Origin of the sequence: Buchnera aphidicola (Anoecia oenotherae) (genome assembly GCF_005080765.1) — a bacterium.
Lineage (GTDB): Bacteria > Pseudomonadota > Gammaproteobacteria > Enterobacterales > Enterobacteriaceae > Buchnera_E > Buchnera_E aphidicola_AB.
The window spans coordinates 1-12,238 of the sequence record NZ_CP033012.1; the positions used below are offsets into that span (position 1 = coordinate 1).

Genomic DNA, 12,238 nt, shown 5'->3' on the forward strand with positions numbered 1-12,238 from the left:
TTTTATTTTTACTTTAAAATCTATATTTTACTTATTCTGTTCAATTAATTATTGAAAATTTTTCTCAATATAATCAATTTATTAAAAATAATTATTATCTTTTTTTAAAATTACAGCATATTATTATTTTAATAATAATAATAGTTAATACTTATAAATTTAAAGAAACTATTCTTTATAAAAGAAATCGTATTTTATACGTTTCCTATTCATAATTATTATATTCTATTTTATCCTGTAAATAGGAGTTGAAAATGTTAGAAATTAATACATTTAAAATAATAGTTGTAGGTGGTGGTCATGCTGGAATTGAAGCGTCATTAGCATCTAGTAGAATGGGATATTCTACTTTACTTATTACAAAAAATAAAAACACTATAGGCGCTTTATCCTGTAATCCAGCAATTGGAGGAATAGGAAAAAGCCATTTAGTAAAAGAAATAGACGCTTTAGGTGGTATTATGGCTAAAGCTATTGATAATTCTGGAATTCAATTTAAAATATTAAATTCTAGTAAAGGACCAGCGGTAAGATCTACACGAGCTCAAGCTGACAAATTTTTATATAAAAAGTATATTCAAGAAAAATTAGATAAAGAAAAAAACTTAAGTATTATTGAAAGAGAAGTTATAGCATTAATTATAAAAAATAATACTGTATTAGGAATAATAACTGAAAAACAAGAAAAAATTTATTCCGTATCAACAATTTTAACTATGGGTACTTTCTTAAAAGGAGAATTATATACTGGATTTAAAAAAACATGGGGCGGTCGAATAGGAGATCATTCTTCAGTTAAATTAGCAAATTTTTTATCTCAGATACCACTAAAAAACAATAGATTAAAAACTGGAACGCCCCCAAGGATTAAAAAAGATTCTATTAATTTTGAAAAATTAATCGAACAAAAAGGCGATGTTCCTATTCCTCATTTTTCCTTTATAAAACCATCTTCATTTCCTATACTCCCTCAAGTATCTTGTTTTATAACTTATACTAATCAAAAAACTCATGAGATAATACACAAAAACTTACATAACAGTCCTATTTATACAGGCATCTTAAAAGGAAAAGGACCTCGATATTGTCCTTCCATTGAAGATAAAGTTGTTCGTTTTTCTGATAAATTGAGTCATCAAATATTTTTAGAACCAGAAGGATTATATTCTAACGAAATTTACCCTAACGGAATTTCTACTAGTTTACCTATAACCGTTCAAGAAGACTTTGTTCATTCTATCTGCGGACTAGAAAATGCTCAAATAACTCAGTTTGGATATGCTGTAGAATATGATTTTTTTGATCCACGAGATTTAAAGTTAACTTTAGAAAGTAAAGCAATCAAAGGATTATTTTTGGCTGGGCAAATAAATGGAACAACAGGTTATGAAGAAGCTGCTGCTCAAGGAATATTAGCAGGAATAAACGCCGCTCTAAACGTATGTAAAAAAAAATATTGGATCCCAAAAAGACATGAAGCATATTTAGGAGTATTAGTTGACGATTTATGTACACAAGGTGTAAAAGAACCATATAGAATGTTTACTTCACGTGCTGAACATAGATTGATTTTAAGAGAAAATAACGCTGATTTAAGACTAACTGAAAAAGCTTATAAATTAGGATTAATAAAAAAAAATAGATGGATTTCTTATAATAAAAAAAAAGAAATAATAAAAAAAGAAACACAACGAATTAAAAACATAATAATTCCTTGTTCCTATAAAATAGTTAAAAAAAATCTAAAAATAATAATAAATAAAAAAACAAATGGTCTAACCTTATTGAAAAGACCAGATGTAAATTACAAAACACTAATTTCTTTAGATATATTTCAACCTGGAATCAATAATAAAAAAGCTATCGAAGAAATAGAAATAAATGCAAAATATTCAGGATATATTCAAAGACAAAATCAAGAAATAAATAAACAGAAACTTCAAAAAAACTTTTCTTTACCAGCATCTTTTAATTATAAAACAATAGCGGGATTATCTAATGAAGCAAAAACAATCCTAAACAAACATAAACCTACATCTATTAGTCAAGCAGCTAGAACGTTTGGAATTACTCCAGCTACAATTTCAATTTTACTAATTCACATAAAACGTGGAACTTTTAAATAAAGGATTTTTTTAAACACATTTAAAATAAATTTCACAATTTTTTATAATTAAATTATAATAATAATTATATATTATGTACATTAAAAGCTATTTAATGTTTTTTAAAATAAAAAATATTTATTTTCTTTAATAAAGTATATATTTGAATTTTACTTTTATTGCAAAAATACAATAGTTTTTTACTTATATATAAATGCAAATTGATAAAATTGACAAAAACATATTTTTATTTAAATACATATTATATTTTATATTATTCATTAACTTTACATAAACTATTTATTTAAAATAATTTACTGTATCTTCACGTACTATAAATTATATATATATATATATATATATATATTTCTCATGCATATATACTATATATATTTATAATACTAATAAATTTTTTAAATAGCATTAACAGTTAATATAAATTAAATTTTCATAAAAAATCTATAACTATTTATCATCTACGACTTTTTAAAAATTTATTTCTATTAAAAATACAATCTCTTTAAAAAATTAACTATATTTAATAAATATATTTACATTTCTCTTAAATACATTTTTAATATCTAGATGTTTTTATCTATCCACTATTTTAAAAAATAAATAATTACGATATAAAATACAATATATTTATATATCGTAATTATTTTTTTAAAATAAATTTATTATAGACTCATTAATTTAATTAAATTTATTAATATACAAATTAAAAGATCTATGTAATATACAAAATATTTTAATACAAATATTCCATATAGTTTAAACAAGGATTTATAACTATGGATTTTAACAACATCAACAATTCTAAAGAATATATTCTTCACCATTTACATCATTTACAACTTAATTTAAATACTTTTAAAATAGTTAATTTTCATGACATTAAAAATACTTTTTGGATAATTAATATTGATTCTATAGCTATATCTTTTTTACTTGGATCTATATTTTTAATAATTTTTTATATAGGATCAAAATCATTCGATAACGAAAATCCTAAAAATTTGCAGATCTTTATAGAAATAATTATTACTTTTATTGAATCTAATATTAAAGACATGTTCAAAAAAAAAAATGAGTTAATAGCTCCACTATCTTTAACAGTATTTACTTGGATATTTCTAATGAATTGTATGGATTTAATTCCTGTTGATTTATTTCCATTAATAAGTCAATATGAACTAAAATTACCTTTCTTAAGAATCGTTCCAACTGCTGACATTAATATTACATTATCTATGTCTTTAGGAATATTTTTCTTGGTTTTATTTTACAATATAAAGAATAAAGGACTATTCTATTTTTTAAAAGAATTAACAACAAAACCGTTTTCTCATCCAATTTTTTATATATTTAATCTAATGTTAGAATGTATTAGCTTATTATCACAACCTATTTCACTAGGATTAAGATTGTTTGGAAATATGTATGCAGGAGAAATTATATTCATATTAATTTCTGGTTTAATACCCTGGTGGTTACAATGGACAATTAGTTTACCTTGGGCTATCCTTCATATTCTTGTCATAACTTTACAAGCATTTATATACATGGTTTTAACTATTGTTTATCTATCACAAACATGTAAAAAAAATTAGATAAGTTTTACCTACGTTTAACTAAATAATTAAAGAGGGAAATTATGGAACATGTAAATGTTAATTTTATATATATGGCTGTAGCTATTATGATTGGACTATCAGCAATAGGAGCGGCTATTGGTATTGGTATTCTTGGGGGTAAGTTTTTAGAAGGAACAGCTAGACAACCTGATTTAACCCCATTAATAAGAACTCAGTTTTTTATCGTTATGGGATTATTAGATGCAATTCCTATGATAACCGTTGGTTTAGCTTTATATATGCTATTTTCTGTAGCTTAATCTTATTATAAATATATATTTATATATAAATTATAATATTAAAAATTAATGCAGTAATTTTGCTGTTAATTATTCAAATTTTAAAATATAAAAATCTTTAAAATCATTTTTTATAAGGAATAGTATTTATGAATCTAAATGCAACTATGATTGGACAAACTATTTCTTTTATTTTTTTTGTATTTTTTTGCATGGTATATATCTGGCCACCTATTATTAATTCTATTAACAATCGAAAAAAAAAAATCCGTGCAGGTTTAATTTTTTCTAATCAAGCTAAACTTGATTTAATCCTTGCTAAAAAAATAGCAAAAAAAAAAATTGAAGAAGCAAAAATTTCAGCTTTCAATATTATTAACGAAGCCAATAAAAATAAAAATATTATTTTAAAACAAGCAGAAAATTTAGCAAAAAAAAAAGAAATAGAATCTATTAAAAAAATAAAAAAACAAATAAAAATACAATATCAGCAAGAAATTGAAAATTTAAAACATAAAATAACTAATTTATCTATATCTATTGCTGAAAAAATTATTCAAAACTCTGTAAATGAAATAAAAAGTAAAAAAATAGTAAAAAAATTTTTTTCTGACTTTACTTAATAGGTTAAAATAATGAATATCGAATATAATATATCTAAAATTTACGCAAAAGCTGCTTTTAAATATGCGAAAGAAAAAAATTGCATACCTAAATGGACATCTATGCTTAATTTATCTTCTTTTATTGTAAAAAAAAAACTATAAATTATCATTTATCTATATTTTTATCTGAAAAATATACTACAAAAATATTTTTACTAATTACTAGACATTATATTACTTTACAATTTAAAAATTTTATAAAAATAATAGCTGAAAATAAGCGATTTTTACTTCTTCCTAATATATTTAAAGAATTCATTAACTATGTAAATAAAGATAAAAAATTAATAACCGCTCATGTTATTTCTTCAAGAACGTTAAATAAAGAAAATATACAAAATATCAAAAATTTTTTAAAAAATCGTTTTTCTAACCAAATAACCTTAAAATTTTTAATTGATCCATCTATAATTGATGGTTTTTTAATAAAAATCAACGATAACGTTATAGATGGAACTATTAAGAATAATTTAAAAAATTTAAAAAATTTTTTATCTTTATAAAAGGATGTCATCTAATGCATTTAAATACTAGTGAAATTACTGACTTAATTAAACAAAGAATAAATAAATTTAAAACTTTCAATGAAACATATAATGAAGGAAAAGTTGTTTCGGTAGGAGATGGAATAGTCCGGATTATTGGATTGTCAGACGTTATGCAAGGAGAAATGTTATCTTTTCCAAATGATATATATGGTATCGCTTTAAACTTAGAAAGAGATTCAGTAGGTGCTGTTATATTAGGAGATTTCACGAACATATATGAAGGTATGACTGTAAAATGTACTCAAAGGATTTTAGAAGTTCCTGTTGGAAATAACTTTTTAGGAAGAGTTGTTAATAGTTTAGGAGAACCAATTGACGGTAAAGGAAAAATAAAACATGAAAATTTTTTTAAAATAGAAACAACTGCACCAGGAGTTATAGATAGGTCTCCTATTATAAAACCATTGCAAACTGGATACAAATCTATTGATACTATGACTCCTATAGGAAAAGGTCAACGCGAACTTATTATAGGAGATAGACAAACAGGAAAAACTACTCTAGCAATAGATACTATTATTAATCAAAAAAAAGAAAACATAAAATGTATTTATGTAGCAATAGGAAAAAAATTATCTACTATACTTAACGTAGTCACAACTTTAGAAAAGTATAACGCTTTAGACTATACTATTATAGTATCCTCATCTTCTTCAGAAGCAGCTGTATTACAATATTTAGCTCCATATTCTGGATGTGCTATGGGTGAATTTTTTAGAAACAAAGGAGAAGATGCACTAATTATATATGATGACTTATCTAAACATGCTATTGCATATCGCCAAATGTCTCTATTACTAAGAAGACCTCCGGGAAGAGAAGCTTTTCCTGGAGATATATTTTACCTTCATTCTAGATTGTTAGAAAGATCTTCTTGTGTTACAAAAGAATATGTAGAAAAAAAAACAGGAGTTAAAAAAATAGGTTCATTAACAGCTCTTCCTATAGTTGAAACTCAAGCTGGAGATATTTCTTCTTTTATTCCTACAAATATTATTTCTATCACAGACGGTCAAATATTTTTAGAATCAAATCTTTTTAATGCAGGAATTAGACCTGCAATTAATCCAGGAATTTCAGTATCTAGAGTTGGTGCAGCTGCTCAAAGTAATATTATAAAAAAATTTGCTAGTAATATTCGAACTTCATTAGCTCAATATAGAGAATTAGCTTCTTTTTCACAATTCTCATCTGATTTAGATATTTCTACTAAAAATCAATTGATTTACGGACAAAAACTTATTGAACTTCTAAAACAAGATCAACATAATCCTTTAAGTGTCCAAGAACAAGCTATTCTTTTAATAGCAGCAGAAAAAAATTTATTAAACGATATAGAAGTAAATAAAATTCGTATATTTGAATCACTAATTCTTACTTATTTTAGAACATATTATAAAGAATTATCAGATATAATTGGATCTAAAGGATTATATAACTCTGAAATCGAATCTAATGTAATTAATTGTATTAAACTATTTAAAAAATCTACTTCTTGGAAATCTATTTAATATTTCTATTTACTTTCTAAATTTTACAAAGAAAGGAATTTATAATGCTTTGTACTAAAGAAATTAAAAATAAAATTTATAGTGTGAAAAATACGCAAAAAATAACAAAAGCTATGGAAACGATATCAAATATAAAATTAAAAAAAAATCAGTTAAAAATTAATTCAATGCGTCCTTACTTAAATGCTATTCAAATAATAATTGATAATTTAAAAAAAGGAAGTCTAGAATTCAAACATTCATTTTTAAAAACTAGAAAAGTGGAGAATGTAGGTATTATAATTATTTCTAGTAATAAAGGACTATGCGGAAGTTTAAATAACAATTTATTAAAAACAGTGATAAATACTATAAAAAAATATGAAGAAAATGGTATCAATGTAAAATTAAACATATTTGGAGAAAAAGCATTTTACAATTTAAATACTCTTTTTAAAGAAAGTGTTTTTAATTTTCAAAAAATAGAAGAAAATTTAACTTTTTCTGAATATAAAACCTACTATAATAACTTTTTACAAGAATATATTGACAAAAAAATTGATCAAATCTTAATCGCATACAATAAATATAAAAATACTGTTTTTTATACTCCTACAATCATACAATTATTACCTGTACAACAAGAAAAAAAAAAAAATGAAACAAATAATTGGGATTATATCTACGAACCACACAATAAAGAAACTTTAAATCAATTATTGCATCACTATGTGGAAATAATGATATACCAAACAATTTTAAATAATCTATCTAGCGAACATTCAGCACGTATGCTAGCTATGAAAACAGCCAATGATAATAGCAACAATATAATAACAAACTTAGAATTAGAATATAATAAAACTCGTCAATCTAGTATTACTCAAGAACTTATTGAAATTATTTCAGGTGCATCTACAATAAATGTAGATTAATCTATATATATAGGTCATATAATATGAAAACTGGTGTAATAATCCAAATAATTGGTGCAGTGATAGATGTAAAGTTTTCATCTAAATTTGTTCCAAAAATATATCATGCTCTGCAAGTAGATACTGCAAAAAGAAAATTAGTTCTAGAAGTACAACAACACTTAGGGAGTGGAATTGTTAGAACTATTGCTATGGGATCTTCTGATGGTTTTAAACGTGGATTAAAAGTAAAAAATTTAAACCATTGTATACAGGTTCCAGTAGGAGAATCTTTACTTGGACGTATTATTAATGTTTTAGGAGAACCTATTGACGAAAAAGGACCTATACAAACAAAAGATAAAAATCTTAATTTAGAAAGATGGGATATTCATAGACCAGCACCAAAATATATTGAACAATCTACATCTCAAGAAATTTTAGAAACAGGCATTAAAGTAATAGATTTAATGTGTCCTTTTTCTAAAGGAGGAAAAGTCGGACTGTTTGGCGGAGCTGGAGTTGGAAAAACTGTTAATATGATGGAATTAATTAGAAATATTGCTACAGAACATCATGGATACTCTGTATTTACAGGAGTTGGAGAAAGAATACGAGAAGGAAGTGATTTTTACAAAGAAATGAAAGATTCTTCTGTATTAGACAAAGTAGCACTTGTATATGGACAAATGAATGAACCTCCTGGCAATAGATTAAGAGTGGCTTTGACAGGATTAACTTTAGCCGAAAAATTTAGACACGATGGGAAAGATGTATTGTTATTTATTGATAATATATACCGTTTTACTCTAGCTGGAACTGAAGTATCTGCTCTTTTAGGAAGAATACCTTCTGCTGTAGGATACCAACCTACTTTATCTGAAGAAATGGGAATTTTACAAGAACGGATTACATCAACAAAAAAAGGTTCTATTACTTCTATACAAGCTGTATACGTTCCAGCTGACGATCTTACTGATCCTTCTCCAGCTACCACTTTTTCACATTTGGACTCTACTATCACTCTTAGCCGTCAAATAGCGTCTCTTGGAATATATCCAGCAGTAGATCCTTTAAGTTCTACTAGTCGTCAGTTAGATCCAGCTATAATAGGAAAAAAACACTACCAAACAGCTAACTCTGTAAGAACAATTTTACAACGATATCAAGAACTAAGAGATATCATAGCAATTCTAGGAATAGACGAACTTTCTGAAAAAGACAAAACTGTTGTCAGTAGAGCTCGAAAAATACAACGTTTTCTTTCTCAACCTTTTTTTGTAGCAGAAATTTTTACTGGATATCCTGGAAAATATGTAAGCTTAAAAAATAGTATTTTGGGTTTTAATAAAATTATTACAGGAGAACTAGATCATTTACCTGAACAATCTTTTTACATGGTTGGATCTATTGAAGAAGCAATAAAAAAATCTAAACTATTGTAATCTCATATATTATACATATTCCTTATATTGTAAAAACTACAATTTATGTACTTAAAAAGTATATATTTCTATATAAAAATTATATAGTTATAAATCAAAATGAGAAATTAGTATGGAATTGCATCTAAACTTAGTGTCTATGACACACAAGAATATTTGTGAAAAAATAAAATCAATTAAAGTACCTGGAATTGAAGGAGGATTAAATATATATCCTCAACACACTCCTCTTCTTACAACTATTAAACCTGGGATTATATCCATTACAAAAAGTAATAATACTATAAAAAATATATATATATCTTCAGGAATATTAGAAGTACAACCATTTTTAATAACTATTTTAGGAAAAACAGTACTACAAAAAAAAGATATAGATGCAGAAAAAACTAAAAAAAATATTTTTATTATAAAAAAATATATAAATAACACTCAATTATTTTCAAAAAAAATAAAAATGTTACATGAATTAGAAAAACAATTAGCTCAATTAAAATTACTAAATATTAGTAATATATAAGAATTATTATTTTTTATAGTTCTTTATTATTTTACGGTAGGAAATTGTTTTAGCCTACCGTTTAATTAGACTAATTCTTTTTATTTAGTATTTATCAAAATTTAAGATTTATATATACAAAATACAAAGCAAATATTGATCTATATTAAAAACATTTTTTTATCTATCTAAATATCAATATTTTTAGCCTTCAATGCGTTTAATTCTATAAAAGCTCTACGCGGTTCAACAACATCCCCCATTAAAACAGTAAATAATTTATCTGCTGATTTTGCATCTTCTACTCTAATTTTTAACATACGTCTAGTTTTAGGATTCATAGTTGTATTCCACAACTGATCTGGATTCATTTCTCCTAATCCCTTATACCTTTGTATGTAAATATTTTTTTGAGATCTTTGAAATAACATAAATAAAACTTTTTCAAAATCTTCGATTAAATATTCTTCTTTATTATCTCGAATAACAAATTTATTTTTAATGAAAAATCTTAATTGTTTGCTAAATAAATAAATATCTTCATATAATTTACTATTAAAAAAAGATTCGTCTAACTCACAATATTTAATTTTTCCATACTCAAAAATTTTTAATATAGGTTTATAATTAGCATTATCTACATTTTTTTTTACTATTCCAGAATAATAAATATTCCCTGTATTTCTTATATTTAAATATTTAGTTAAACTCATAGTCCATTGATATGTTTTTAACTCTTTTTTTCTGTTACAGCACTTTTGATGTAATAATGCATTTAAAACACTATGAGGAGCATTTAAATTAGACATATTTATCAATTTTTGAATTTTTAAATACCTTTTAAAAAATTTTTTTAATTCATGATTCCCATTTTTATCGATCTGTAATACATTTAAATTATTAGATAATACTACATTTTCTAATGCTGTATTAAATTGAAACTCTTGCATTTCTATATCATCTTTAATGTATTTTTCTTTATTCCCTTTTTTTACTTTATACAATGGAGGTTGAGCTATATATATATATCCTTTATCTATTAATTCTGGCATTTGTCGATAAAAAAAAGTCAATAATAAAGTTCTAATATGAGAACCGTCTACATCAGCATCAGTCATAATAATAATTCGGTGATAACGCAATTTTTTTGGATTGTATTCATTTTTTCCGATTCCACATCCTAATGCAGTAATTAACGTAGCTACTTCTTGAGAAGAAAGCATTTTTTCAAACTTTGCTTTTTGTACATTTAAAATTTTGCCTTTTAAAGGAAGAATAGCTTGATTATTACGATTTCTACCTTGCTTTGCTGATCCTCCAGCTGAATCTCCTTCCACTAAATATATTTCAGACAAAGACGGATCTTTTTCTTGACAATCAGATAATTTTCCTGGTAATCCAGTTAAATCTAAAATGTTTTTTCTACGAGTCATTTCTCTCGCACGCTTTGCAGCTTCACGAGCTCTTGCCGCTTCTAATACTTTATTAACTATTATTTTAGCATCATTAGGATTTTCTAATAAAAATTCTAAAAAATATTCATTCATTAACGACTCTACTGCAGATTTTACTTCTGAAGATATTAGTTTATCCTTTGTTTGAGAAGAAAATTTTGGATTTGAAGATTTTATTGAAATCACTGCAACTAATCCTTCTCTCGCATCATCACCAGTTGTATTAACTTTATTTCTTTTTAAATAACCTTCTTTTTCAATGTAACTATTTAAAGTTCTCGTCATAGCTGATCGAAATCCAGCTAAATGAGTTCCACCATTTGGTTGAGGTACATTATTTGTAAAACAATTTATATTTTCTTTAAAAGAATTGTTCCACTGCATAGCTATTTCAACCTTTGTATTATATTTTTTAGATGAAAAATAAAACATCTTTCCATGAATATTTTTTTTTTTTTTATTTAAATATTTTACAAAAGCTTTTATACCACCTTTAGCAAAATAATGCTCATGCATTTTTTTTTTTACATTTTTTAAATATATACTTACTCCTGAATTTAAAAAAGAAAGTTGACGTAATCTATTAGATAATATACTAAATTGAAATTTAAAAATATTTGAAAAAATTTTATTACTAGGCCAAAACCGAATTTTAGTTCCTGTTTTTTTTGTAATTCCTACTTCTAATAAATTATTATTTGGAATACCATTACGGTATGTCTGTTTAAATATTTTCTTATCTCTGTAAATAGTAAGTTCCAATTTCTCTGATAATGCATTAACAACTGAAACTCCAACCCCATGCAATCCTCCTGAAACTTTATAAGAACTATCATCAAATTTTCCTCCTGCATGTAATACTGTCATTATTACTTCTGCAGCGGATACTCCTACTTCTGGATGAATATCTACAGGAATTCCTCTTCCATTATCTTTAACAGATATAGAATTATCAACATGCATTTTTACATTAATTTCTTTACAATATCCAGCTAAAGCTTCATCTATAGAATTATCAACTACTTCAAAAACCATATGATGTAAACCGCTTCCATCATCAGTATTTCCAATGTACATACCAGGACGTTTCTTTACAGCATCTAATCCTTTCAAAATTTTTATATTTGATGAATTATACAAGCTTGTCATAAAAATCCTTATTATTATTTAAGTAACCAAACATCATTGTTTATAAAACTAAAATTAACTTAACAAAATGATACATAAACTAAATATACATAC

General features: G+C 24.6%; 11 protein-coding genes. 10 read left to right on the forward strand and 1 reads right to left on the reverse strand.

Features of this window, described 5'->3' with window-relative positions; translation table 11 throughout:
- The first annotated feature begins 254 nt into the window (after positions 1 to 254).
- The 10 genes from mnmG (at position 255) to atpC (ending at position 9,563) form a co-directional block, all read left to right on the forward strand.
- Complete coding sequence (mnmG, locus tag D9V65_RS00005) at positions 255 to 2,126, forward strand: tRNA uridine-5-carboxymethylaminomethyl(34) synthesis enzyme MnmG (RefSeq protein ID WP_158341555.1); 1,872 nt, start codon at positions 255 to 257, stop codon at positions 2,124 to 2,126.
- A gap of 773 nt (positions 2,127 to 2,899) precedes the next feature.
- Complete coding sequence (atpB, locus tag D9V65_RS00010; RefSeq protein ID WP_158341556.1) at positions 2,900 to 3,718, forward strand: F0F1 ATP synthase subunit A; 819 nt, start codon at positions 2,900 to 2,902, stop codon at positions 3,716 to 3,718.
- A 44-nt stretch (positions 3,719 to 3,762) separates the two neighbouring features.
- Positions 3,763 to 4,002, forward strand: coding sequence for a F0F1 ATP synthase subunit C (gene atpE, locus D9V65_RS00015; protein ID WP_158341557.1), 240 nt, complete (start codon positions 3,763 to 3,765; stop codon positions 4,000 to 4,002).
- A 128-nt stretch (positions 4,003 to 4,130) separates the two neighbouring features.
- On the forward strand, positions 4,131 to 4,604 hold the full coding sequence (gene atpF, locus D9V65_RS00020; RefSeq protein ID WP_158341558.1) for a F0F1 ATP synthase subunit B: 474 nt from the start codon (positions 4,131 to 4,133) through the stop codon (positions 4,602 to 4,604).
- Positions 4,605 to 4,616: 12 nt separating this feature from the next.
- On the forward strand, positions 4,617 to 4,748 hold the full coding sequence (locus D9V65_RS02390) for a hypothetical protein (protein ID WP_261978536.1): 132 nt from the start codon (positions 4,617 to 4,619) through the stop codon (positions 4,746 to 4,748).
- 44 nt (positions 4,749 to 4,792) lie between these two features.
- Complete coding sequence (gene atpH, locus D9V65_RS02405) at positions 4,793 to 5,149, forward strand: ATP synthase F1 subunit delta (protein ID WP_410049986.1); 357 nt, start codon at positions 4,793 to 4,795, stop codon at positions 5,147 to 5,149.
- 14 nt (positions 5,150 to 5,163) lie between these two features.
- The gene (gene atpA, locus D9V65_RS00030) at positions 5,164 to 6,705 is read left to right on the forward strand and encodes a F0F1 ATP synthase subunit alpha (protein ID WP_158341559.1); all 1,542 of its coding nucleotides are present in this window, start codon (positions 5,164 to 5,166) and stop codon (positions 6,703 to 6,705) included.
- Positions 6,706 to 6,749: 44 nt separating this feature from the next.
- Positions 6,750 to 7,619, forward strand: a complete 870-nt coding sequence (gene atpG, locus D9V65_RS00035) for an ATP synthase F1 subunit gamma (RefSeq protein ID WP_158341560.1) — start codon at positions 6,750 to 6,752, stop codon at positions 7,617 to 7,619.
- Positions 7,620 to 7,642: 23 nt separating this feature from the next.
- Positions 7,643 to 9,043, forward strand: coding sequence for a F0F1 ATP synthase subunit beta (atpD, locus tag D9V65_RS00040; protein ID WP_158341561.1), 1,401 nt, complete (start codon positions 7,643 to 7,645; stop codon positions 9,041 to 9,043).
- A gap of 112 nt (positions 9,044 to 9,155) precedes the next feature.
- Entirely contained in the window at positions 9,156 to 9,563 is a 408-nt protein-coding gene (gene atpC, locus D9V65_RS00045; protein WP_158341562.1) for an ATP synthase F1 subunit epsilon, read from the forward strand.
- A gap of 167 nt (positions 9,564 to 9,730) precedes the next feature.
- On the opposite strand, the gene gyrB is transcribed toward atpC, so the two are convergent.
- The gene (gene gyrB / locus D9V65_RS00050; protein WP_158341563.1) at positions 9,731 to 12,145 is read right to left on the reverse strand and encodes a DNA topoisomerase (ATP-hydrolyzing) subunit B; all 2,415 of its coding nucleotides are present in this window, start codon (positions 12,143 to 12,145) and stop codon (positions 9,731 to 9,733) included.
- Positions 12,146 to 12,238: the final 93 nt, after the last annotated feature.